General features: G+C 71.5%; 17 protein-coding genes and 4 pseudogenes. 9 read left to right on the forward strand and 12 right to left on the reverse strand.

Features of this window, described 5'->3' with window-relative positions; all coding sequences use genetic code 11:
* Positions 1-25: 25 nt before the first annotated feature.
* From ACSHWO_RS01250 to ACSHWO_RS01265, 4 genes are all read right to left on the reverse strand, one after another.
* The gene (locus ACSHWO_RS01250) at positions 26-1,267 is read right to left on the reverse strand and encodes an AI-2E family transporter (RefSeq protein ID WP_438309673.1); all 1,242 of its coding nucleotides are present in this window, start codon (positions 1,265-1,267) and stop codon (positions 26-28) included.
* Positions 1,268-1,486: 219 nt separating this feature from the next.
* Positions 1,487-2,704 carry an alpha/beta hydrolase gene (locus ACSHWO_RS01255; RefSeq protein WP_438309674.1) on the reverse strand — a complete coding sequence of 406 codons (1,218 nt, stop codon included), beginning with the start codon at positions 2,702-2,704 and terminating at the stop codon, positions 1,487-1,489.
* A gap of 130 nt (positions 2,705-2,834) precedes the next feature.
* Positions 2,835-3,539, reverse strand: a complete 705-nt coding sequence (locus ACSHWO_RS01260) for a response regulator (protein ID WP_438309675.1) — start codon at positions 3,537-3,539, stop codon at positions 2,835-2,837.
* Positions 3,536-4,813 carry a sensor histidine kinase gene (locus ACSHWO_RS01265; RefSeq protein ID WP_438309676.1) on the reverse strand — a complete coding sequence of 426 codons (1,278 nt, stop codon included), beginning with the start codon at positions 4,811-4,813 and terminating at the stop codon, positions 3,536-3,538. The genes ACSHWO_RS01260 and ACSHWO_RS01265 overlap by 4 nt, the downstream gene beginning before the upstream one ends.
* Positions 4,814-5,511: 698 nt before the next feature.
* Here ACSHWO_RS01265 and ACSHWO_RS01270 point away from each other — a divergent pair.
* Positions 5,512-6,387: a DNA/RNA non-specific endonuclease gene (locus ACSHWO_RS01270; RefSeq protein ID WP_385845812.1), complete on the forward strand. Its 876-nt coding sequence runs from the start codon at positions 5,512-5,514 to the stop codon at positions 6,385-6,387.
* 236 nt (positions 6,388-6,623) lie between these two features.
* On the opposite strand, the pseudogene ACSHWO_RS01275 reads toward ACSHWO_RS01270, so the two are convergent.
* From ACSHWO_RS01275 to ACSHWO_RS01285, 3 genes and pseudogenes are all read right to left on the reverse strand, one after another.
* Positions 6,624-6,764 (reverse strand): annotated as a pseudogene (locus ACSHWO_RS01275) (IS5 family transposase); the annotation flags it as partial.
* A 55-nt stretch (positions 6,765-6,819) separates the two neighbouring features.
* Positions 6,820-7,323: a DUF3995 domain-containing protein gene (locus tag ACSHWO_RS01280; protein WP_438309677.1), complete on the reverse strand. Its 504-nt coding sequence runs from the start codon at positions 7,321-7,323 to the stop codon at positions 6,820-6,822.
* Positions 7,320-7,673, reverse strand: a complete 354-nt coding sequence (locus ACSHWO_RS01285) for a DUF6191 domain-containing protein (protein WP_385845909.1) — start codon at positions 7,671-7,673, stop codon at positions 7,320-7,322. The genes ACSHWO_RS01280 and ACSHWO_RS01285 overlap by 4 nt, the downstream gene beginning before the upstream one ends.
* A 306-nt stretch (positions 7,674-7,979) precedes the next feature.
* On the opposite strand from ACSHWO_RS01285, the pseudogene ACSHWO_RS01290 reads away from it, so the two are divergent.
* Together ACSHWO_RS01290 and ACSHWO_RS01295 are read left to right on the forward strand one after the other, a co-directional pair.
* A pseudogene (locus ACSHWO_RS01290) lies at positions 7,980-9,519 on the forward strand (AMP-binding protein).
* 293 nt (positions 9,520-9,812) lie between these two features.
* Positions 9,813-10,976, forward strand: a pseudogene (locus ACSHWO_RS01295) (serine hydrolase domain-containing protein).
* Between the two features lie 159 nt (positions 10,977-11,135).
* On the opposite strand, the gene ACSHWO_RS01300 reads toward ACSHWO_RS01295, so the two are convergent.
* Positions 11,136-11,678 (reverse strand): hypothetical protein, encoded by a 543-nt coding sequence (locus ACSHWO_RS01300; protein ID WP_385845800.1) that lies wholly within the window; start codon positions 11,676-11,678, stop codon positions 11,136-11,138.
* A gap of 300 nt (positions 11,679-11,978) precedes the next feature.
* On the opposite strand from ACSHWO_RS01300, the gene ACSHWO_RS01305 reads away from it, so the two are divergent.
* The gene (locus ACSHWO_RS01305; protein ID WP_385845796.1) at positions 11,979-12,197 is read left to right on the forward strand and encodes a hypothetical protein; all 219 of its coding nucleotides are present in this window, start codon (positions 11,979-11,981) and stop codon (positions 12,195-12,197) included.
* A gap of 612 nt (positions 12,198-12,809) precedes the next feature.
* Here the strand turns inward: ACSHWO_RS01305 and ACSHWO_RS01310 are convergent.
* A complete protein-coding gene (locus tag ACSHWO_RS01310; protein ID WP_438309678.1) occupies positions 12,810-13,694 on the reverse strand; it encodes a hypothetical protein in 885 nt (294 codons plus the stop codon).
* A 179-nt stretch (positions 13,695-13,873) separates the two neighbouring features.
* On the opposite strand from ACSHWO_RS01310, the gene ACSHWO_RS01315 reads away from it, so the two are divergent.
* From ACSHWO_RS01315 to ACSHWO_RS01325, 3 genes are all read left to right on the forward strand, one after another.
* On the forward strand, positions 13,874-15,697 hold the full coding sequence (locus ACSHWO_RS01315) for a serine/threonine-protein kinase (RefSeq protein WP_438309679.1): 1,824 nt from the start codon (positions 13,874-13,876) through the stop codon (positions 15,695-15,697).
* Positions 15,698-15,919: 222 nt separating this feature from the next.
* Positions 15,920-16,456, forward strand: coding sequence for a hypothetical protein (locus ACSHWO_RS01320; protein ID WP_438309680.1), 537 nt, complete (start codon positions 15,920-15,922; stop codon positions 16,454-16,456).
* A complete protein-coding gene (locus ACSHWO_RS01325) occupies positions 16,453-18,144 on the forward strand; it encodes a multicopper oxidase family protein (RefSeq protein WP_438309681.1) in 1,692 nt (563 codons plus the stop codon). Before ACSHWO_RS01320 ends, ACSHWO_RS01325 begins: the two co-directional genes overlap by 4 nt.
* 138 nt (positions 18,145-18,282) lie before the next feature.
* Here the strand turns inward: ACSHWO_RS01325 and ACSHWO_RS01330 are convergent.
* A pseudogene (locus ACSHWO_RS01330) lies at positions 18,283-18,420 on the reverse strand (LLM class flavin-dependent oxidoreductase); the annotation flags it as partial.
* 268 nt (positions 18,421-18,688) lie between these two features.
* Between ACSHWO_RS01330 and ACSHWO_RS01335 the strand changes: the two are divergent.
* Both ACSHWO_RS01335 and ACSHWO_RS01340 read left to right on the forward strand, forming a co-directional pair.
* On the forward strand, positions 18,689-19,756 hold the full coding sequence (locus ACSHWO_RS01335) for a lactonase family protein (RefSeq protein ID WP_438309682.1): 1,068 nt from the start codon (positions 18,689-18,691) through the stop codon (positions 19,754-19,756).
* 374 nt (positions 19,757-20,130) lie between these two features.
* Positions 20,131-21,057: a YihY/virulence factor BrkB family protein gene (locus ACSHWO_RS01340; protein WP_438309683.1), complete on the forward strand. Its 927-nt coding sequence runs from the start codon at positions 20,131-20,133 to the stop codon at positions 21,055-21,057.
* A gap of 250 nt (positions 21,058-21,307) precedes the next feature.
* Here ACSHWO_RS01340 and ACSHWO_RS01345 read toward each other — a convergent pair whose 3' ends face one another.
* Both ACSHWO_RS01345 and ACSHWO_RS01350 read right to left on the reverse strand, forming a co-directional pair.
* Entirely contained in the window at positions 21,308-21,511 is a 204-nt protein-coding gene (locus ACSHWO_RS01345) for a CsbD family protein (protein ID WP_438309684.1), read from the reverse strand.
* Positions 21,512-21,626: 115 nt separating this feature from the next.
* Positions 21,627-23,102 (reverse strand): aminotransferase class I/II-fold pyridoxal phosphate-dependent enzyme, encoded by a 1,476-nt coding sequence (locus ACSHWO_RS01350; protein ID WP_438309685.1) that lies wholly within the window; start codon positions 23,100-23,102, stop codon positions 21,627-21,629.
* Positions 23,103-23,190 lie beyond the last annotated feature (88 nt).

Genomic DNA, 23,190 nt, shown 5'->3' on the forward strand with positions numbered 1-23,190 from the left:
CCCGCCGACGGCTGGCGGCTCGGCCTCACGGCCCGGACCGCCCGGGCTCCGATGCCGGAGGCAGCGCTGAGGACGGCGAGGCGGACACCGCGGTGCGGCGCAGTCGGCTGACCACGGTCTTGAGCACGGCGACGAGGGGGACCGCCACGACCGCACCGCCGACCCCTGCCAGGGTGCCGCCCGCCGTGACGGCGAGCACCACCCCGAGCGGATGCACCCGTACGGCCCTGCCGAGGATGAAGGGCTGCAGGACGTGACCCTCGAGCTGCTGGACGACCAGCACCACCAAGACCACCATCGCGGCGGCGAAGAGCCCCTGCGTGACGAGGGCGACAACCACTGCGAGGGCGCCCGAGACCACGGCACCGACCAGGGGGATGAACGAGAAGAGGAAGATGAACACGGCCAGGGGCACGGCCAGGGGGACGCCGAGGAAGTACACGCCGAGCCCGATGAACACCGCGTCCACCAGCGCCACGATGACGGTTCCGCGCACGTAGCCGGTCAGCGTCCGCCAGGCTGCAGGACCGCAGTCCGCCACGGCGGGCCGGGCGGCGGCGGGCACGGCCTTCAAGGTCCAGCGCCAGATGCGCGCCCCGTCGTACAGCATGAACAGGGTGCAGAAAATCACCAGAAGGATCCCGGTGAGCAGTTCCACGAGGACGGTGACGCCTTGCAGCCCGTGGGATGCGATGCCGCCTCCCGAGGTTATGCCGTCGCTCAGCTTGTCGGCGAGGGAGTTGATCTGCTTCTCGGTGACGTGGAGCGGGCTGCGCACCAGCCATTGCTTCAGCTCGTGGACGCCTTCGCTCACCCGGGCGGTGAGCACGTCCACATTGTCCATGACCTGCCAAACCACGAACCAGGCGGCCAGCCCCAGCACCACGAACCCGCACAGGGCGGTCAGTGCGGTCGCCGGGCCGCGCGGGACGCCGCGCCGCTGCAGCCAGACCACTGCGGGCTGCAGGAGCGCAGTCACCAGCAGCGCCACGGCGAAGGCAAGGACCACTATCCGCAGCGCGGATACCACGTGGTACAGCACCCACAGGCCCGCCGCGATGACCAGGAGCCGCCACCCCGCCTCGGCCGCCACGCGCAGCCCCCAGGGGATGACGTCGACGGGCGGCGGGCGGGTCGGCGGGTCCGAGTGGGCCTGGTCGTCGAAGGACGTGCCGTCGGGGTCCTCGGGCGGGGTCCGCAGGCGCGCCCGGAAGGAGGCGGCCGCCGGAGCAAACCGTCCCCGCCACCATCTGGTTGCGTGCGCCACGACGACAGCCTCGCTTCGGGAAACGTCCTACCCGTGGCAGCTGTCCAATTCTGCCCCATTCATGCATACCCGGCCCCATCCGTGCCGCAGCACCGTGTGCGGTGCGACAGCTGACCCGGTCCCGGCACGGGCACCCGTGGCGGTGGCGGTACACCGACAACGCTGCCAGTCCGCGATGATCCGTCGGCGGACGGCCTCGACGGAGTGTGCTGCGGCCGGCTACCGGTGTCGGGGGCCCTTGGTGAGGAAGTCGAGGAGGATCTGGCGGCTGGTCTGGGAGGTGAGGCTGCCGTAAGCGTCGTCGAAGGCATGCTCGGCGAAGGGCAGTTCCCTGAACGTGGTGTCTACCCCGTCGGCCCGCAGGGATGCAGCGAAGCTCTTGATGGTGTGGGGACGGGCGCTGCGGTCACGGTCGCCGACGACGAGCAGGGTGCGTTGCAGTCCCTTTCGGATGTCGGTGGTCGGGGAGACCTCGCGGTAGCGCTGGGGGTATTGCGCGGGGGTGCCGCCGGTGAAGAGTTCTGCTGCTTCGCGCGAGCCCGAAACGTCGTCCTTCCACATCTGACTGACATCCGTGCCGGGATAGAAGCCGACGACCGAGGCCGGGGGTGCGGGGGTGGAGCCCTCGGCGGCGCGGATGGTGCCGTTCTGGAGACGGTAGGCGGTGTTCATGGCGAGGGTGCCGCCAGCCGACATGCCACCCATGGAGATGCGGGAGGTATCGATTCCGTACTCGTCGGCGTGGGCCTGCACCCAGCGCAGGGCAGACAGCAGGTCCTGCGGGGCGGTGTTCCAGGTGGGCCGACCGGGGGCGGCCAGGCTGTAGTCGACGGCGATGGCGGCCACACCGTGGTCGGCCAGCCAGCGTCCGGTACCGCGCAGGTCGCTCTTGTCGAAGGTGCGGAAGCCTCCGGCATGGGCGAGGACGATGGCCGGCACGTTGCTGTTCCTGTGCTGGGGAAGGTACAGGTCCGCTGTGAGTGCTTGGCCGTCGCGGGTGGCGTACACCTGAGTGGTATCAGGGGTGGCGTCGGGATAGGCGATCTGGCTGAGGACCTCATGGGCGGAGATCCTCGTGCCCGCCTGTTGCGCGGCGCTGAACTGGATGCCGCCGATCGCCAGCGCGGCCAGCATGGAGAGCGTGGTGACCGCGGTGAGCGCACGGCCGCCACGCACCAACCCGCTGCGCCAGGCCACGACTCCCAAGACCGCACCGGCCAGAGCGAGTGCGGCGACGTGGAAGGGATACTGGCCACCGAGAACCGGACCGATCACACCGGCTTTGGGGATTGCCGGAACGTGGGCCCCCAGCGTGATCGTGGCGGTCAGGAACGCTACAGCGAAGGCGAGCACAGCGACCACGAAGCGCAGGGTCCTCCCGAGCTTGCCGGGAGGGCCGGCTGCTGGTTCAGTCGCCGGGCGTCTGCTGGTGAACATGGCGGTGTTCCTCGGAGATCGGGATGTGGGAGGCGGGCGAGGCCTCCGTTCGGGACACCATGAGAGTGTCTTCCCGAGCCCGTGCTCCGCGTCCCCCGCAGGAGCCAACACGGCATGTAGCTCTCTGGTGCTACGTCAGATGGAACGGGCCTGCGGCGTGTGCAGGGGTGGCGCGACCAGGTGTGACCAGGCCGGTCTCGTAGGCGAAGATGGCTGCCTGGGTGCGGTCGCGGAGTTGCAGTTTGCGCAGGATGCGGCCGAAGTGGGTTTTGACCGTCTCCTCAGCGACGACCAGCGTCCGGGCGATTTCGGCGTTGGACAAACCCTGGGCCACATGTACGAGGACTTCGGTCTCGCGGTTGGTGAGGGCTTCGATGCGCACCCCGGTCGGACTCTTCGCAGAGGGGCTCACACGGGAGAACTCGGCGATGAGCCGTCTGGTGATCTCCGGCGCCAGAAGGGCTTCGCCCCGGGCCAGCACGCGGACGGCTTCCGCGAGCTGGACCCCGGAGGCGTTCTTGAGGAGGAACCCGGAAGCCCCTGCGCGCAGCGCCTCGTAGACGTATTCGTCGAGGTTGAAGGTGGTCAGGATGAGGATCTTCGGGGGCGTGCCGGGGAGGGACGTGATCCGGCGTGTGGCCTCGATGCCGTCCATGTCCGGCATCCTGATGTCCATCACGATCACGTCGGGTGTCAGTTCCCGGGCCCGGGCCACGGCTTGCGTGCCGTTCTCGGCGGTGGCGACGACCTCGATGTCGGGATGGGCTCCGAGGAGGATGGTGAAGGCTTCCCGGACCATGGCCTGGTCGTCGGCGACGGCTACGCGGATGGTCACTGGTGGGGCTCCTTGTCGGTGGCGGGCGAGGCGGCGGGATCGGGCAGGGTGGCCGTGACTTCGTAGCCTCCGCCGGGGGTGGGGCCGGTAGCGAGGTCGCCGCCGAGCATCGCGGCGCGCTCCCGCATACCGGTGAGGCCGTGCCCGGAACCAGGCGAGGGGCTCACCGGGAGCGTGGCAGGGCCGTTGAGGGCCCGCAGGTGCAGCGCGTCTCGCGCATAGGTGAGTTGGATGCTCGTCTCGGCTCCGGGTGCATGGCGCAGAACATTGCTGAGCGCTTCCTGAATGATGCGGTAGGCGGACAGCTCCACACCCGGGGACAGCGGGCGGATGGTGCCGGCGACCCGGACGGTGGCGTGCAGACCGGCGGCGCGCACGCTGGCGAGGAGAGCATCGAGTTGCGCCAGGGTGGGTTGGGGACTGGTGCTGGTCGTGGTGTCGTCGCCGTCTGATCGCAGCAGGCCGAGCAGGTGACTCAGTTCGGCCAGCCCGTCCAGCGCGTTGACACGGATCGAGGCCAGCTCGGTGACGAGTTCCGGTGGCGGGTCCTGCACCCGGTAGGGCGCGGCGTCGGCCTGGATGGAGATCAGCGACATGTGGTGGGCGACGACGTCGTGCAGCTCGCGGGCGATCCGCGTGCGCTCTTCGAGGACCGTGCGCAGCGCCCGCTCCTGGGCGGTGGCGGCAATCTGATCGGTGAGGCGGGCCTGGTCCTCGCGACGGCCGCGGATGACGGCGCCGATGAGGACGGCAAGCGCGAACAGCAGTGCAGCACCGGCGATCACGCTCCATGAGCCGACGGCGCGGCCGGACGGTTTCAGGATCACGGCCAGCAGGGTGCTGAGCAGCGCCGCGGATATCGCGGAGACCAACCGCACCCGCAGTGTGAGGAGGAAGAGGACGCCGGCGTGCACCATCCACACGTACAACTGACTGTTGGGGGCGGCCGGATACCCGAGCGTGATGGTGCTGAGCCCTGCCATGGACAGCCACCAGGCGGGCGTCGGCCAGCGCAGTGCCACCACCAGCGTTCCCGCGTGCGCGCAGGCCACGAGCGGGGTGGTCGTGTCCGTCGCAGCGGCTGCCAAGGCGGCTGCCGGGCACACGAGAGCGTGCGGCAACCAACGCAGCCAGCGGGGCCAGGCCATCGGTGGCATGGGACGCGCGCGGATCGTGACGAGGTCCGCCCGCACCATGCGCAGGCCGTCGGCGACGGGGGTCGTACCGCTGAGCGGCGAGCGGTCTGCCGGAGCTACGGTCGTCGTCTCGAACACGTGATCATTATTGGGCATCGCGAAGACTCCGGTGAGGCACCGGAACCACGGGCGCCGTGAGCGCGGCGGGCCCGGGCCCGCCGTCCGCGGCAGTCAGCGGGCCGGAGCAGGCGGGCGCGGCCCCGCAGCACGCCCCGGGTACAGCCGAGGAGCGCGGCTTCCGTTCGCTCATGAGAGGTCCCTCCAGGTGTTCGTCAGGAAACGAAGCTACGGAGGAACTCCCTGGTCAGCATCCTGCTGGAGAGCGGTATCCGTGGTAGCTCTCCAGGGGGACGAGGATGACATGGCAACGGCACAACGCCTGGCCCCTCGTGGAGTTGGTGCATTCCCTTATGCGCCTCTGATGGCAGCTACAGCAGCCCCGTCCGCCGCCGCGGTCCCCGCCGGCACGACCCGTCACCGTCGAAAGCGACGCCAACCACCTGCTCCTCGGCCAAGCGGGCCGACATGAGCACCACCCATCCCCGAGTCGATGCCGTTCCGCCCGTCTGGAACCGTGTCCGAGCCCACGAAGCCGCGGCCGCGAAGGGGCAGGAGCGGGTGTGGGGCGGGGGTGCAGTGCGTTGGTTACCTGCAGGGCCGGGCCGTTGCGGCGTCGCCTGATCGGGCCTGCCGCGATACGCATGGGGGTGGCCGCTGTTCGGGTGGCCCGGCGGACCGCACGGTGAGGGATCTCCCCCGCGCGGTAATTCCATCACATGAACGCAATTGAGACGCCGCCGGACCTGGCGGCGCGCGCCGGCTCCCTGTCCGACCGCGCCGGGTACGAGGAATCGTTCCTCGGACCGGTGGTACCGCTGCCGATGCCCTCCGATCCCGGAGTCGAGACGGTCGTCCTGCCGTACACGCACTTCACCGTCGTCCACCGCCCCGACCGCAGGCTGGCCGCCGCCACCGCCGTCTGTATCGACGGCGCGAAGCTGCTGGACGTGGCCCGCGAGGACTCCTGGGAATTCGACCCCCGGTTGCCCGAGTCCCAGCAGGCCGGCAACGACATCTACCGCAACAACCCCCTGGACCGCGGTCACCTGGTCCGCCGGCTCGACCCGGTCTGGGGCTCCACGGCCGAGGCCGACCGCGCGAACACCGACACGTTCCACTTCACCAACGCGGCCCCGCAACAGGACACCTTCAACCAGGGCAAACAGCTGTGGCAGGGGCTCGAGAACCATCTGCTCGACCACGCGGCCCAGTTCGACCGCAAGCTCACCGTCATGACCGGCCCGGTGCTCCACGACTCCGACCCGCCCTACCGGGGCATCCAGGTGCCGCTGCGCTTCTGGAAGGTCGCCGCCTTCATCCAAGGCGGACAGCTCGCCTCCACCGGGTACGTCCTGGACCAGAGCCCCGACCTCACGCGCGCCTTCGAGCGGGCGATGGCGGGCGCCAAACCCGGCGACCCGCCGCCGCTCGGCCCGTTCCGCACCTTCCAGGTGCCGGTCAGCGACATCGTCCAACTCACCGGCCTGAACCTCGGCCCGCTCCCAGCCGTGGACCTCATGCCCGTCAGCCGGGCGCCCGCGGAACGCTGGAAGCAACTGGAGTCGTACGACGACATGATCCTGCGGAGCTGAAACGGCCGGCCCGACCGTCGTGCACGTCCATGGCAGCGGGAGCAAGGTCCGCTAGCCCCCTGGGCAGGAAGGATGCAGATGGTTGGTGCAGGCCTCGGCCAAGGATCCTGAAACGTGCGAGGGCCTTCTGACCTGGTGTGGGTTGCGACATCTGCACCGGCGCCAGGAAGGCCCTCGCGCCGCACCGTGGCGCACCCACCCTGACCGGGACCGGACGGCCGCGGCTCGACCGCCGCTACCCGAACCCTGCGGATGCCGGTGTTGTGCGGCGACCCGGTCCGGGAGCCGGGTCCGGCGAGGGTGTCCAGCACGCTGACTGCAGTGACCAGCACGGCGGAAAGGAGTCCGAGCGTGGCGGTGACGATGCTGCGCTTCCTCCGCTCACCTGGCGGCGCACGGGCCTGCCGCTGTTGACGTAGTGGGGTCGAGCAGTCAGCGTCGTGACGCGAGTGGCGGTTCTGCACCGGCGGGCCTGCGGGACCGACGGGTGGCGAGGCCGAAGGCCAGCCCTCCGGCGATGAACCAGGGGTTCCAAAGGGCCAACGTCCAGGCCCGCTGTCCCGCGCTCACCGCGGTGTCCAGGGGCGTCGTGTCGGTCAGCAGCAGCACCTCGACACCGATGCCGCGGGCCAGCAGGAGGGCACCGACACCCCGTCCCAGCCACCTTGCCAGCAGAGCGGGACCGCCCCGGAACCCGGGCCGGGCATGCAGCCATGCCAGCAGGGCGCCGAGGAGACAGAGCCCGCCCACACCCCACAAACCGGCTACGACGAACCACAGCGGGCGCTCGGTGGCCAGCGGACCGGCTGACACGCTCTCGTCACCGCCGACGGCCCAGTAGAAGTGCAGCCCGGCGAACGCGGCCGCCCAGGAGCACGCAGCACGCCCCCACCACGTCGACGGTTCTACACCGGCTCCCTCCCGTTCGCGCCTCACCGCCGGCCTCCCCCACTGGCCGCGCGCCCGTCGTCGCCCTGGCCGCCGGATGCCCGTGGCACCACGATGATGGCGGTGCCCCCGACCAGGTCGACGGTGGAGCGAGGCGGCGCACCGTCGCTCTCGTCGTCCCTCCGCAGCAGTTCCACCCGCCGCTGCTCCAGTTCCACCGCCTTGTTTCCGTGCACGACCGCCGTGAACTCGTCGAAGACCGTGTTCGACAACGAACGCCCCGCACGCCTGCGTAGCCACGGCATCAAGCCGAGTCCCGTGAACCATCGCCACACGCTCTCCACCAGGGCGAACAAGACCAGCAAACACGCGAATGCCGGGAACGACATGAGCCACATCACCACAGATCGCCCCTCATCGTCCGCACCACGGTCCACCACCGGGAAGCGGTGGAAGGGCCCGCGTCGTGATTTCCATGGGGTCACTGTTCTGGATCCGCAGCGCGCAGGGATCAGACCAGCGCCTGATCCGCCTCCCCCGTTCGGGGGAAGCGCGGCCATGGAGATCACCGCACGGGGCACGGCCGTCGGTGTGCCACGTGGGACGAGGGGGGCCGTTGGCCGGATCTCGGCGTCCGGCTTGGGGTTGTGGATCACGACCGTTAACCTCCCGCTAGTTGCTCAAGTCAACCAACAGGGATCGGTATGGACGACACCACCGGACACTTCCGCAGCCACGTGGAGCGGATTCTCCACGCCCTGGAAACGCAACCGGGCCAGGAGGCCCTGGTGCACCGGGGCCGGCGCGTGAGCGCGGCTGAACTGCGGGGCCTCGTCTACGGCATGGCCCGGGCGCTACGGGCCCAGGGGGTGGGGCGCGGTCAGACGGTCACCCTTCTCTCCCGCAACCTTCCCGAGACGATCGCGGCCCGCTACGCCGCCGGGCTGCTCGGCTGCGCCGTGAACCACCTGTACGCGGGCCTGTCGGCCGACGTACACGCCGACATCCTCCGCGACGTCGAGACGCGGACGCTGATAGTCGACCCCGCCTACCACTTGCGCGCAGCCGACCTGGCGCGGCGGGTGCCGCTGGAACGGGTGCTGGTCCTCGGAGGGAGCGGTGCGGGCCTGGACCTGGTGGAACTCGCCGCAGAGGAGTCCACCGAGGTGTTACCGGGCTCGGCGCATCCGCAGGACATCTGCACCATCCGTCACACTGGTGGGACCACCGGTCATCCCAAGGCCATCTGCACGACCTTCGAGCAGTGCGCGTCGACCGGACCGGACTGGTCCGGGGAGGGGCAGGTCAGGACTTTGGTCTGCACCACCCTCGCGCATGCGGCGGGCCACATGGCGGACAGCACGCTGCACTGCGGCGGCACCGTCGTCCTGCTGGACGAGTTCGAAGCCGGTGCCGTGCTCGCCGCCATCGAGCGCGAGCGCATCTCCCACATGTTCCTGCTGCCGCCGCTCCTCTACCAGTTGATGGACCACCCCCAGGTCGACCGCACCGACACCTCCAGCCTGCGCATGCTCACCTACGGGGGCTGCGCCTCCTCCCCGGCCCGCCTCGCGGCGGCGGTCCGCCGCTTCGGCCCCGTACTGAACCAGTTCTACGGCCAGAACGAAGCGGGCGCCATCAGCTGGCTCTCCCCCCAGGACCACGATCCCCGACGCCCGGAGCTGCTGCGAACCGCCGGGAAGGTCATGGAAGGTGTCGAGGTCTGCGTCCGTGACGCCGACGGGCGGGACCTTCCCGCCGGCGAGCACGGCGAGATATGCGTACGCTCCGCGCGCGTGATGAAGGGCTACTGGAAGCAGCCCGAGCTGACCGCAGAGGTACTGCGGGACGGCTGGCTGCACACCGGTGACGTCGGGTTCGTCGACTCGGACGGCTACGTCACGATCGTGGACCGGCTGAAAGACGTGATCGTGGTGGTGGGAGGCCACGTGTACACGGTGGAACTGGAGGACCTGCTGAACTCCCACCCGCAGGTCCTGCAGAGCGCAGTGCTCGGAGTCCCCGACGCCAACCTCATGGAGCGGGTCCACGCGTTCGTCGTCCGGACACCGGGCGGCGACGCCCGACGAGGAGGAGCTGCGCGCCATGGTGCGGGACAGGAAGGGCACCATGTACGAGCCCGCGGGCATCGCCTTCGTCGACGCGCTGCCCCTGACCGACGCGGGCAAGCCGGACAAGAAGCTGCTCCGGGCCCGGGCTGTCGAGCTGGTCGACTCCCCCTGACCGTAGACGAACCCGTACCCCCGTGGCCACGTCGGCGTCGCCCACAACCGGAACCGGTCAATCACCGGGGAGGCCAAGGGTCCTGTCCTTCCTGAGAGGGAGGGGCGAATGGCACCCGAGGCCGATGACCGGCCGGGGGCACGCTGTGAGGCTGACTGCAGCCGGACGGGACCGGCGGAGAAAGGACCATGATGTCTGAGATGCAGTTACCGGCCGAGCGTCGTCGCCTCGGCCTGCGGATCGCCAGCGCTGTCCTGGCGGGGGCCACCGTGGTGGCTCTCGCCCCCACCGCGATGGCCGCCGAGCCGGTGCGGCCCGGTGTCGAGCAGAGTTCCACCGCGCCGGATCGAGGTCTGCAGGAATCCCTGGACGCCCTGCTCAAGGCCAGCGGTTCCTCCGCCGGCCTGGCCGAGGTGCGCGACCACGGCCGGGCGGTGTGGCGCGGGGCAGCCGGCACCGGTGATCTGGACGGTGGCACGCCGGCCCGGGCCGACGGCCGGTTCCGGATCGGCAGCGTGACCAAGACCTTCGTCTCGACCGTCGTGCTCCAGCTCGTCGGCGAGGGCCGGGTCGAACTGGACGCACCCGTCGGGCGCTACCTGCCGGGTGCCGTCCGCAGCGGTGACGCGATCACCGTGCGCCAGCTGCTCAACCACACCAGCGGCCTTTTCAACTACACCAGCGAGCCGGGCTTCTTGGCCGACCCGGACGACGAGGCGAGCATCCGGCGCTGGCTGGACGAGGGCCGCTGGACCACTTACAGCGCCCAGTAGCTGGTCGACATCGCCAACCGCCACGATCCCTACTTCCCGCCCGGCACCGCCTGGAAATACTCCAACACGAACTACATCGTGGCCGGCATGCTGATCGAGAAGGTCACCGGCCGGACGTGGAACGAGGAGGTCGAGCGCCGGATCATCCGTCCGCTCGGCCTGCGGGACACCTCGATGCCCACCACCGCGGGGTCCGTCCCCGGCCGGCACGCACACGGCTACTTCAAGCTGTCGTCCGGCCCGGTGGACATCACCAAGCTCAACCCGTCCATGGCCGGAGCAGCCGGTGCCGGCATTTCCAGCGCGGCCGACCTCACCCGCTTCAACGCGGCGCTGCTCGGCGGCAGGCTGCTGGGGCCCGCCCAGCTGCGCGAGATGAAGCAGACCGTCGAGGCCGAGAACGGCACCCGGTACGGCCTGGGTCTGATGCAGATGTCGTCCGCCTGCGGTGACTTCTGGGGCCACACCGGCGGGATCCCCGGATACTCCACCGTGCTGATCGGCAACGCCGACGGCACCCGCCAGGTGGCTCTCTCCCAGAACCCGTACGACCGCCCGGCGGACCCGGCCGCAGCCGGGCGCGCCACGCTCGAGTTCCTGAACAAGGCCGGCTGCGGGGGCGGAGACGACGCCACCGCGAAGAGCGCGGGGGCCTTCGTGGTGCAGCCGTACGCGCTCCACTGACGACACCCCAGCCGCGCGTCCGCCGGCGTGCGCCGCCCCGGCTGGTCGATCCGGTCCCGACCCTGCTCGACGGCCGGGCGGCGCGAACGCGACCGTGATCGCGCCACGCTCCTGTACGTTCAACCTGTCGGGTTCGCGCGTCGTGCTCCGTCGAGGACGTCACTCGCAGGACGCTACGGGCTGCAGGCCCCTGATCTCACCGAGCGCCACGGTGACATCGCGGTCTTTCGCCCGGAGAGCCACGAACCCGTAGTCGCTGTCGGTCAGAGGCCCGCACACCGTTTCCGCCTCGGTGCTCACGCGGACGAGACTGCGTGCCGCACTGTCCGCTTTCACAGGCCACCAGGCAGCAGCCGCCGACAGGGCGAGCAGCGCGACGGCCGTGAAGGTGAGGGCAATCCCGGTACGCAGGGCCCGGCTGATCCGCCGCGGGTCAGCCGGGCGGGCCGCGGCCCGGTACAGGGGCCAGGCAGCGAGGCCGACGAGAACAATGGCGCAGCAGGCGAGGGCCAGGGCACTCAGCGCCAGCACCCCGGCCACCACCTGGATCTCGCGCGGGACCCCGGCCGGGCCGCTGCCCTTGAGCACCCCGCACAGGCCGATGAAACCAAGGGCGGCCAGTTGGATGCCCTGCCAGCCCTTGGCGGCCGCCCGCAGGTCATCCGGCGCCGGGGCAGGTCGGTGTGCGGCATCGCTCGTCATGTCTTCGGCCTCCTCCCCGCGGACAGATCGTCGCAGCCCCACGTACCGGTCGCACAGGAACCACCCCGGCGACAAGCATTCCGTTCACCCGCCCGCCGCACCACCGGCTCCCGGCAGACCCTGCTCCGGCAGTGGCGATGGTCCTGGGGGACCTGCGCTCGTCGGACTGTTCGCGGATATCCGCAGCGATGCTGCAGATGCCCCGATGTCACTCGTTCGGCGTAGTCGCGCGCGCTCACGGACCCGCCGTGCGGTCATCCTGGAAAGACCCGAACGGGCTAACCCCGAGAGGAGCGACCCATGCGCGTTCGACGACTGCTCGGCCTGGCCATGGCCACCCTGGCCCTCGCAGGAGTGAGCGTCACTGCATCTGCCGCAGCGGAGGCGGCCGCGCCCCAGGTCTCCTGGGCGGACTGCAAATACGGCGGCGGCTACCCGGTGAAGCACAGCGGCGGCTACTGGTACTGCAAGGGCGGTTCGTACGACGGCCAGCGCGTCTACGGCAGCAGCGGTTACTGACGAGGAAGGGACCAGGGTCGTCGGCTCACCGCCGACGGCCCGAGGCCGTCGTGGGACAGCCTCACGCCTCCGGGGTGCACAGGCGGGCGGGCCCGGTCCGCCTGCGGGCCAGCGGCCGGATACGGCCAGGGCCGCCATCGCACCAAGCGTGCGGTGGCGGCCCTCCTCTTTCCATGGGACCCTCGGGCCGGGCGCGACGAGGTGTTCCCCGCGCGGCGGCTCGGCCTCGGGCACGGCTCCGGTTGGCCGACTTCTTCCGAGGGCCGGCCCGGGTGGGCGCGGGGTGAAGACCATCGACGACGAGCTGTGGCTCCGGCTGGCCGCCGAGGTCTGAGGCTGCCGGGCCGCCGGACGCAGCAGCGGCCCCGCTGCGGTGCCGTGTCATGCGCCGGCTCGGGCCCAGGGCCGGCAGGGCCGGCGAGGGGGCGGGAGGGCCGGCAGAGCGGAAGATGGTGGGGCACAGGACGATGACGACGTGGCCAGGCCTTCCCGGGCTCGTGGCCCATGGCCCGGGCCGGGTACAGCACGGTCGTGAAGGTCCAGCCGGAGCGCTGCTCCACGCCGCGCTTCCCGCATCGCCGTCCACACGGGGGGAGATCCGTCCGCTCGCCGTCATCCGCTGCCTGGCGGGGTGGCCCCGGACCCGTCCTCGTCGGCGGCCCGGTACTCGTACGCGTCCTCCCACCACACCTTGTCGTCCAGCCACTCGTCGTCCTCGTCGACGACCAGGTCGACGCCGCGCCACCTGCTGTCGTCGCCGATGCTCAGCAGCACGTGGCACCGTTGCTGTTCGTCCAGTGCCGCGAAGGCCGGGTGCCGCTCGGCGCGGATCGCGTCCCCCAGCGGGTCGCCGCACTCCGTCCGGGCCCGGACCGCCCCGCCGGCCCTCTCCGCGAACACCAGCGCCACCAGGCCGAGGGCGGCTACCCCGGCGCAGGCCCACTCCTGTGCGCCGTGCGGGCGCTCGGCCAGCAGCAGCACGCCTGCCAGGCACCAGAAGAACATCACCAGGACGATGCCGACGCAGCCGCAGCACGCCGACAACCGGCTGCCCTCACCGTCCGGCACCCGCGGGAGATCCGGCAGCAGGGCCTGCCGTTCGCTCCCGTACGCGCTGCGCCGCACCATGTACTGCTCGTCGCGCCGGTCGATCCAGCCGATCGAGACGGGTTCGGGATCGTGCCGGCGTAGGGCGTCCAGCAGGGCGGCGGGCACGGGGTGGGAAGGTGTCCGACCAGGGTCGCGGCCCTCCTCCGTCAGGCGCGCCACTCCTTCCCCGTCGATCCGGAGGAACCCGTCGAGGACGAGTTCGGCGGCTGCCGCCTCGGTCGCCTCGTTCCTGAGCAGGGCGGCATGGTAGGGCTCCAGGTGGAGGTCGGCGACGAGCCCCAGGATCTCGCGCCGGATCCGGGCGCGGCGCCGCCACCGCAGGCCGATGGATCCGTAGACGGCGGCGCTCACGACGGACACCGCCAGGGCGAGGACGAGTTGGAGCACGTACCGAGGCTATGCCGGACGGTGTCGGATCCGGCACCGGATTTCGGCGCCGCCGGAGCGATCCGCGCCCGCCTGCACCACCTGCACCACCAAACGACAGTCGGTGACGACGACCGCAAGTACCCTGTGCGCCAGCGCACTTGTCATCATTGCCCAGCTGGCGTTGCGGGGGAAGACGCATGTGGGGACGGCACACGGTCCTGGGAGACCGGTACACGCTGACCGAGCGGATCGGCGGCGGCGGGATGGGCGAGGTGTGGCGCGCCGACGACGCCGTGCTGCGGCGCCAGGTCGCCGTCAAGGTCCTGCTTCCGGCGCTGCTCGACGATCCGGCCTTCGCGGCACGGTTCCGGCGGGAGGCCACGGTCCTGGCCTCGCTCAGCCACCCCGGCATCGTGAACGTGCACGACTACGGGGAGAGCCCGCTCGACTCGGGTGAGCGGATCGCCTACATCGTGATGGAGCTGATCGAGGGGCGGCCCCTCAACGAGGTCCGCACCCGGTCCGGCCCCCTGCCCCCCGAGCAGGCGCTCGACATCGCCGCGCAGGCTCTGGACGCGCTGCACGCGGCACATCTACAGGGTGTCACGCACCGCGACATCAAGCCGTCCAACCTGATGCTGGGGAACGACGGCCGGGTGACCGTCACCGATTTCGGCATCGCCCGCTCCAGCGCGGCCAGTACCGCTATCACCGACTCCCACGCCGTGCTCGGCACGGCCCTCTACATGGCCCCGGAGCAGGCCGAGGGCCTCGGTGCGGTCGCGGCCTCCGACCTCTACTCCCTGGGTGTGGTCGTCTACGAGCTGCTGACCGGGGAGCCGCCGTTCACCGGCTCATCGGTGGTCGAGATCGCACTCAAACACGTCCGGGAGCCGGCGCCCGACCTGCCGGATGCACTGCCCGAGCCGGTACGTGCCTTCGTTGCCCGAGCGCTGTGCAAACAGCCCGAGGAGCGGTACGCCGACGCTTCCGTGATGGCGGCGGCGGCGCGCCGCGCGGCGGCCGGGCGGCCGCTCGATGAGCTCGACGCACCGGCGGGGCAGGTCGGGGCCCGGCCAGGTGGGATCCCCGGGGCGGGTGGCGCCGGGGGGAAGAAGTGGTGGCGGCGGCTGGGTCTGCCCGAGGGCGTGGCCGTACCGGTGGCCGTCTCGGTGACGGTGACGGCCACGGTGGCCGTCACCGTCTTCCAGTTCGCTCCGTGGGCCCGGGATGCCGACCCGCGGGACGCCGCCGGCAGGCAGCCGTCCAGCTCGGTGGCCGTGCCTTCCGCTACCGGCACCGCGGGCCCGGGACCTGGGGCCACCGCGTCCCCGGGGACCCCGCAAGGCGCGGCGCCCGGGGCGGTCCCCGGGCAGGATCCTGCCGCCGCGGCGCAGGGCGGCGCTGCGGGCGGGTCCGCCCCGGGGGGCGGTGACGGCGGCGCCGGGGTCGGCGGCACCGGTGTCGTCGACGGCGGGGCGCAGCCGGGCGGTCCGTCCCAGAACGGGCCGGGCGGTAACCCTGCCGGCGGTGGTCAGCAGCCGACCAGGGGCTCCAGCCCCGGCGGGGCCGGAGGCGCGGGCGGTGGATCCGGATCGGCTCCGGCTCCGGCGCCGGGGTGCGGCGGAGGCGTCTGGGGCGCCATCACCAACGTCGGGGACGGACTCGCGGTCGGCCTGGGAACCAGCAGCACCAGCGCCGGCACCAAGGTGGTCATGGGCGGGACCACGGCCCTGGGCTGGGTGTACGAGCGCAGCAACTACGAGTCCTTCCGGACCTGCTCCCCGAGCGGCCCCCACCTCGCCCGGGCCCTGACACAGTTCGGCGACACCGTACGCGTCGAACTCAACGGGGGCGGAGGGGGATGGTGGAACCTGGAACGGGTCCCGGGGAACGACGCGTACTACATCAAGGACATCGCCTTCCAAGGGGGCTGCCTGACCGACAACGGCGCCGGCAGACAACTGACGGTGGTCCCCTGCACAGCAGGGAACAAGGCCCAGCAGTGGCGTATCCCGTGAGCCACTCGTTCCACCTCCTGCACCGACTCCTGTGGGGCCTCGCGTGGGCCGCAGCGTCGCAGGAGCCCGGGGCGGGACCCGGATCGGATCTCCCAGCTGGTCCCCCCGGCGGGCAACTGCCCCCTACCACGGGGGTAAGACCCTACTCCCCGGGACGGACCTGACAGATTGCCACTCCAGGGGGACGCGGTCCACCCGTGTCAGGGACCACGATGCAATGCCATGAAGCAACACTCCTTACCCACCGGAACCGCCGACGCCGTGCCGCCCGTGCGCCCGCCCACCACGATCGCCCGGGCAAGGGCACGGACGCGCCCCCGCCGCTGGCCCCTCGTGGCCGTACGCGTCCTGGCCCTGCTGTTCACCGCCGGCGTTCTGGCCCAGGCGGCCCTTGCCGGACAGTTCGTGACCGGCGATGTGAACCTGCTGGAGGTCCACGGTGCCCTGGGCACCGCGCTGATCCTGCTGCCGATGCTGGCGCTGCCCGCCGCGCTGGCGCTGTGGTGGTTCGGGCGCGGGCCGCTGTGGTGCGTCTCGATCCCCGTCGCGCTGCTCGCCCTGGTCGGCATGCAGATCGGCGTGGGGTTCAGCCGGAACCTGGCATGGCACATACCCCTCGGCACCGGTCTCCTGGGAATTTCCGTGGGGCACCTCGTCTGGGCGTTCGGCTACCGCCGGCGCCTCACCGACGATGCTCCCAGTACCGACTCCCCGCGCACCCTCCTCGTCCCGGCCGCGCCCGAGGAGGCCACCCGATGACCGGCACGGGCGCGCCCACGCCCCGAGCGACGCTGTCCCGCCGGCGTTTCCTGGGAGTCGTCGCGGGCGCCACCGCCGGACTGACCGCACCCCTCGTCACCGGCTGCGCCCGCGAGACCAGTGGCGAGCTGCTGCGCAGCGGCGGGGCGAAACTGCCACGTCGCTTCACCGTGCCGCTTCCCGTCCCGCGCACCGCGCGGCCCGTCTCGGCGGGCGGACCGGGCGGCAGCGAACTCTACGAGGTGGTCCAGCGTTCGGCCGGAGTCGAGATCCTCCCCGGCGTACGCACGACGGTGTGGGGGTACGACGGTACGTTTCCCGGGCCGACCTTCCGCGTTCGCTCGGGGCGCGCGGCAACCGTGCGGGTGACCAACGAGCTTCCCGTGCCGACGTCGACGCACCTGCACGGCGGGGTCACGCCGCCGGATTCCGACGGCTACCCGACGGACCTCGTCGTACCGGCGGGCGGCTTCCGGCCGGGTGCCGCCCCCGCTCCGACGGGCGACGGCAACCGGGGCGGCCCACACGGAGGTGCCTCAGGGGGTGGGCACGGCGGTGGCTCCACGCCCATGGCGTCGCACGTGCCGCCCGGGGCGTGGACGCTGCACGAGCGGACCCGGGACTACGCCTACCCGCTCGACCGGCAACGGGCCGCCACCCTCTGGTACCACGACCACCGCATGGACTTCACCGGACCGCAGGTGTGGCGGGGTCTGGCCGGGTTCTTCCTCGTCGACGACGCCACCGACGACGCATCAGGACTTCCCGCCGGCCCCCGCGACGTGCCGCTGATGCTCTGCGACCGCTCGTTCGACGCAGAGGGCCAGTTCCGCTACCCCGCACTCGATGCCAGCCTCACCGGAGTCCCGGGGGTGGCGGACGCGTACATGGAAGGTGTGCTGGGCGACGTGCTCCTGGTCAACGGCGCGCCCTGGCCGGAGATGGAGGTCGAGGCCGCCCGCTACCGCTTCCGCTTCCTCAACGCGTCCAACGCCCGCCGCTACCGCCTGCGCCTCGACCCGCCCCCTCCGGACGGCAGCGCGCCGTTCACCCAGGTCGGCAGCGACGCCGGCCTGCTCGCGGGGCCCCGTACGCACCGCGAGGTGCCGATGTCGCCGGCCGAACGCTTCGACCTGGTCATCGACTTCGGCCGCTACCCGGTCGGCACAATGATCACGGTCCGCAACACGCTGGGCGAGACGGAAGCCACCCGGGACGTGATGCGCTTCCGCGTCGTCCGTTCCGCCCGTGACGACTCGGTCCTGCGGCCCGTGCTCGCGGAACTGGACCTGCCCCGGCGCAGCGAGGCCGTGCGCACGCGCGTGTTCGACTTCCGTCGTACGGAGGACATGGGTGGGGACGGCGCGATGTGGACCATCAACGGCAAACCGTTCGACGTCGGCGGCGACCTCGCCGATCCGGCGCTCGGGACGGTGGAACTGTGGCGGTTCTCCAGCGACTTCCACCACCCCGTACACGTCCACCTCGCGCATTTCGCCGTGGTGGGCCGGGGTGCGGGCGCACCGCTCGCCGCTGACGGCGGCTGGAAGGACACGGTCGACGTGCGGCCGTACGAGGTCGTCGAGGTGCTGGCACGGTTCGACGGCTACCGGGGGAGGTACATGATGCACTGCCACAACCTGGAGCACGAGGACATGGCGATGATGGGCAACTTCCGGGTCGTTTGACCCGGCGGCACCCCTGCCGTGCCTCACACCACGGTCGATGTCGCGCGGCCCCGGCGGCCGGGGCCGCGCGGCCGGGGGGCGCCGGCGCCCCTCGCGAGCTGGCCGAGCACGTCAGCGGCGGCGCCACTCCTCCGCCAACGTACGGATGCTGCGTACCCAGGGTGCGTATCCGGCGGCCAGCTCGCGGGCCGTGGCGTCGTCCTCGGCCACGACCACATCGGCGGACACCGTCAGGTACGGGTGGTCCAGTTCGGCGGAGGGTTTGAACGCGGCCCGTTAGACGGCCAAGGCGTCCCGCGCCCGTCGCAGCAGGGTCGTGGCACGAGCCGTGCGCGAGGTCAGCGACTACCTGGGGAACATGCCCGCCGTATGCAGGGCGTCCTACAACGACACGCCTCGACCGCCGCCGGTCCTCCGCAGCGGTTCGGCCATCCGGACCGCCCCGCCTCGACGCACCCGGAACGCACCGCACATCCGGGCGTTCCGCCTGGATCGCGCTGTTATCTTCCTGTTCGTACGTGCTGGGACGGCGGAAGGGAGCCCGGTGGACGGCAGCGCGAGCACCACGGACCGCGGAGCAGGACTGCGCGCCTACATCGGTTCCTTCACGGCGGGCGGCGGCCGCGGCATCACGGTCGCAGCCGTGGACCGGGCCACCGGGACACTGACCCCGCTCGCGGCCGTCAACAGCGTCGACAACCCGTCCTGCCTGGCGCTCGCCCATGACGGCCAGGTGCTCTATGCGGTGAGCGACTGCGACGACGGCCTTGCAGTGGCCTACCGGCCCACGGCCAGCGGCCTTGCCCTGCTCGGCCGACCCGTCCCGGTCGGCGGCCGGGGTCCGACCCATCTGAGCGTGTCCGGCAACCGGCTCCTGACCGCCCATTACGCCTCCGGAAGCGTCAGCAGCCTGCCCCTCGCGGCCGACGGGAGCCTGGCCCACCCGGCCTCCGTCCTCTCCCACCAGGGCTCCGGCCCCGACACAGACCGGCAGCGAGGTCCCCACGCCCATCAGGTGCTGCCCGACCCCTCCGGGCGCTGGGTGCTCAGCGTCGATCTCGGCACCGACTCCGTCCGCGTCTGCTCGCTGGACCCGGAAACCGGAGCGCTGCACGTCCGCACGGAAACCGCCCTGCGGGCGGGGAGCGGACCGCGCCACCTCGTCTTCCACCCCCACGGCCCTGTCGCGTACGTCGTCCACGAGCTGATGCCCCAGCTGACCGTCTGCCGGTGGGATGCGGCTGCCGGGCTGTTGACGCCCGTGGGCGAGGTGCCGTTGTGCTCGCGGACCGCCCCCGCCGAGCGCGAGTACCCCTCGGTGGGGGCGGTCTCCGGTGACGGGCGGTTCCTCTGGGTGGCGGTGCGCGGCTCCAACCTCATCGCCACCTTGTCGCTGCTGGACGGAGCGGGGAGACCGAGGCTCACGGAGGCCACGGGGTGCGGGGGCAGTTGGCCGCGGGATCTGGTGGTCGACCCCTCCGGCGGTCGCCTGTACGTCTCCAACGAGTGGTCGGGCGACGTCACCTGGTTCGACGCCGACCCGCTGACCGGCCGACTGCGCCACGCCGGCCGTACGGAGGTCCCGGCCGCCGCCTGCCTCGTACTGGCCTGACGCCGCGGCCCGTGGCGGCCCGGATCCGACGCCGCCCCGGGCGACTGACAAGTCCCGGCGCAGCATCCACCTGCTGTGCCGCGCTGGGGCGCCGCCGGTGAGGGAGATGGGACCCGGTCGAACGACGTCATCGGCCGTGCTCGCCGAGGAACGGGGCGTCGGCGTCCGCCATGCATGGGTGGGCCTGGAATGGACATGCGCCGACCATGAGGTCCAGAGCAACGCCAGAGCATCGTGATGACAACGAGCCGGCGAGCGCCGGCCCAGGTCCCGGCCCAGGTCCCGGTCCCGGCCCCGGCCCCGGCCCCGGCCCCGGCCCCGGCCCCGGCCCCGGCAAGCTTGTCGAGGAGCGGGCGCCGGACGAACTTTCGCAGATGCCCAAGAAATCCTGGAGGGCCGTGCTGCGCGGCACCCTGAAGGAGTTCAAGGGCGACGAACTGGCAGATCGCGCCGCAGCCCTGACGTACTTCGGGGTACTGGCCGTCTTCCCTGCCCTTCTGGTGCTGGTGTCCCTCCTGGGGGTGGCGGGCGAGTCCGCCACCAGGCAGGTGCTGGACAGCCTCCAGAAGCTGGCCCCCGGGGCCGCCCGCGACGTGGTCAGCGGTGCGGTACACCAGTTGCAGGGCCGCAACGGGGTCGGATCCGTACTGGCCGTGGTCGGACTGCTCGTGGCCGTCTGGTCGGCCTCGGGATACGTCGCCGCCTTCATCCGTGCATCGAACGCCGTGTACGACGTGCCCGAGGGACGTCCGGTGTGGAAGATCCTGCCGCTGCGTCTGGCCCTGACCGTGGCGCTCCTGGTACTGGCCGTCGCCAGCGCGCTGATCGTCGTGTTCACCGGCGGCCTGGCCAGGCAGGCGGGGGCGGCCCTCGGGATCGGAGGCACCGCCATGACGGTGTGGTCGATCGCGAAGTGGCCGGTTCTCGTGCTCCTCGTCACGATCATGATCGCACTTCTGTACTGGGCCGCGCCGAACGCCAAGGGCCGCGGCTTCAGGTGGATCACGCCGGGCAGCTTCCTGGCGCTGCTGATCTGGATGATCGCCTCGGCCGGCTTCGCGTTCTACGTCGGGAACTTCGGGTCGTACAACAAGACGTACGGCACCGTGGCAGGCGTGATCATCTTTCTGGTGTGGCTGTGGATCACCAACCTGGCCATCCTTCTCGGCCTGGAGTTCGACGCGGAGATGACCCGCCAGCGCGCCATCGCCGGTGGGCTGCCCGAGCACGAGGAGCCGTACGTGGAGCCCCGCGACACGCGGGCGTGGAACGACGACGACCACCGCCGCCACCGCGAATGACCCCTATCAATTACGGGGGCGGGGGCATCCAGCGTGGCCGCCGTTTGGGCCGTGGCGGGTCTGGGGCCTCGACTGGAGGCACGGGCACCCGACAACCCCGCCCTTGGGAGCAGGCGCCAGCGTACGAGGGCGGCGGCCGGCTCGCAGGAGCTCCGACGCCGCTGCGGCCCGCGCCTCCGGTAGCGCCGGGCGCCTCACGGAGCGGCCCCCGGCGCAGTGCGCGCCGGGGGCCGGAGATCTGCAATCGGGATCAGCGCTTCTCGCCGCGGTCACGCAGCGAGTCGGTGACTCCGCGCGCCGCCTCCTGGGCCTTGCCCGCGGTCTCCCGCGCCTTGCCCTTCGCCTGGTCCATCTTGCCTTCGGCCTCGATCCGTTCGTTGCCGGTCACCTTGCCGGCGGTTTCCTTCGCCTTGCCCTTGGCCTGCTCCATCTTGCCCTTGGCCTTCTCAGCCATGGAAGGTCTCCCTTTCGAAGGACTCGCTTACCGGGCACAAACTACGCGAGAACGGGGTATTTCGCGCGCCGAGCCGGCAGCCTGGCTCCGCCCGGGCCGGGCGGCCGTCGTCGGATCACGCCTCGGCACCGCCCCGCGCGACGACGCGCAGGGTGCGCACGGAGGAGTCGGCCGCGTCGGGGATCAACACGCCGTGTTCGACACCGCTGCGCAGGTAGTCCACCACCTCCTTCGTGATCACCTCGCCGGGGGCGATCGCGGGGACGCCCGGCGGGTAGGGGCTGACGAGTTCCGCCGCGATCCGGCCTGCGGCCCGCTCCGCCGGCACGTGCTCCGCGGGGGCGAAGAACGCGTCCCGCGGCCGCATCGCCTGTTCGAGTTCCAGCGCCGAGGGGTCGGGGAGGTCCACCGCCGGCCGGGCCTCCATGCCGTCCGCTGCGTCCACGAGGGCGCGCAGTGCCGCGAGCAGCGTTTCCTCCGTCTCGGCGTCGTCGGCGTGGGTGATCGACGCACTGATCCGGCAGGTGTCCGAGCCCCCGACGTCGACGTGCCGGTGGGTGCGGAGCCATTCGGCCGCCTGCATGCCGCTGACGCCCAGCTCCCGTACGTCGATCACGATCTTCAGCGGGTCGATGTCGGCGGCCAGCCCGGACCGCACGACCTCGCGGTCCATCACCTGCAGCCCGGGCAGGTCCTGGGCCGCGGCGCGGATGCGCTGCGCGCGGTGCAGCGCGGCGTCCAGCAGTTCGCGGCCGTTCTCGGCCATCTGGCGGCGCCAGCCGTCCAGGGTGGCGTAGACGAGGGTGGAGGCGCTGGTCGTGGCCAGCAGGTCCTCCCGCTGCTTCAGCACCTCGGGCGAGACCCGGTCGTACTGGAGGTGGAAGACCGAACTCTGCTCGATCGCGCCCCCCATCTTGTGGACGCTCGTGACGACGAGGTCCGCCTCGTGGCACATGCCCCACGGGGGCAGGTCCGGGTGGAAGGGGAGGTGCGCGCCCCACGCCTCGTCGACGATGAGCGGGACGTCGAAGTCGTGGCAGGTCCTGGCGACGCCTTGGACGTCCGCGCAGGTTCCCCAGTCCGTGGGGGTGACGAGGAGCATGCCCTTGGCGTCCGGGTGCTCCTTGAAGCGGCGGCGCACGTCTTCCGGTTCGGGCGGGTGGGCGAGGTGCCGCTGCGCGTCGAACTTCGGGTGCACCCAGACCGGCTCGACGCCGTTGATGACGACCGCCGAGATCACGGACTTGTGGGAGTTGCGGGACACCAGGAGTTTTTCGCCGGGCCCGGCCACGGCCAGCATGGCCGTCTTGACGGACAGGGAGCTGCCGCACGTGGAGAAGAACGCGTGCTCGGCGCCGACGGCGTCGGCCATCAGCTCCTGCGCCTGTTCGAGCAACCCCTGGGACTGCCGGCGGTCGTCGAGCCCGTTGAGAAGGAGCACGTCGGAGCGGAACACGTCGATGCCGACGACGTCCGCCACCCGAGGGTCCGCACCCCGGCCCTGCTTGTGCCCCGGCGGCCCGTACACCACGTCCTTCCGTCGGCGGAACTCCTGCAAAGCCTCGAGTATCGGAGCGCGTGACTGGTCCATCGGTCATCCTTCCGGGGCGGCGTCGGTCTGCTGTAGAGGCGTCTTGCCGCCCGGCACCAGAGGAAACGCCTCCCGCCGTCACCGGGTG

The organism is Streptomyces pallidus (ex Mingjun et al. 2026), from assembly GCF_051550185.1.
Classification (GTDB): Bacteria; Actinomycetota; Actinomycetes; order Streptomycetales; family Streptomycetaceae; genus Streptomyces.

What these genes read in the sequence shown, in the direction of transcription:
- ACSHWO_RS01255 (WP_438309674.1), bottom strand. Translation starts at nt 2,704, where the DNA reads ATGTTCACCAGCAGACGCCCGGCGACTGAACCAGCAGCCGGCCCTCCC.
- ACSHWO_RS01270 (WP_385845812.1), top strand. Translation starts at nt 5,512, where the DNA reads ATGAACGCAATTGAGACGCCGCCGGACCTGGCGGCGCGCGCCGGCTCC.
- ACSHWO_RS01285 (WP_385845909.1), bottom strand. Translation starts at nt 7,673, where the DNA reads ATGTGGCTCATGTCGTTCCCGGCATTCGCGTGTTTGCTGGTCTTGTTC.
- ACSHWO_RS01300 (WP_385845800.1), bottom strand. Translation starts at nt 11,678, where the DNA reads ATGACGAGCGATGCCGCACACCGACCTGCCCCGGCGCCGGATGACCTG.
- ACSHWO_RS01305 (WP_385845796.1), top strand. Translation starts at nt 11,979, where the DNA reads ATGCGCGTTCGACGACTGCTCGGCCTGGCCATGGCCACCCTGGCCCTC.
- ACSHWO_RS01315 (WP_438309679.1), top strand. Translation starts at nt 13,874, where the DNA reads ATGTGGGGACGGCACACGGTCCTGGGAGACCGGTACACGCTGACCGAG.
- ACSHWO_RS01320 (WP_438309680.1), top strand. Translation starts at nt 15,920, where the DNA reads ATGAAGCAACACTCCTTACCCACCGGAACCGCCGACGCCGTGCCGCCC.
- ACSHWO_RS01325 (WP_438309681.1), top strand. Translation starts at nt 16,453, where the DNA reads ATGACCGGCACGGGCGCGCCCACGCCCCGAGCGACGCTGTCCCGCCGG.
- ACSHWO_RS01340 (WP_438309683.1), top strand. Translation starts at nt 20,131, where the DNA reads ATGCCCAAGAAATCCTGGAGGGCCGTGCTGCGCGGCACCCTGAAGGAG.
- ACSHWO_RS01345 (WP_438309684.1), bottom strand. Translation starts at nt 21,511, where the DNA reads ATGGCTGAGAAGGCCAAGGGCAAGATGGAGCAGGCCAAGGGCAAGGCG.
- ACSHWO_RS01350 (WP_438309685.1), bottom strand. Translation starts at nt 23,102, where the DNA reads ATGGACCAGTCACGCGCTCCGATACTCGAGGCTTTGCAGGAGTTCCGC.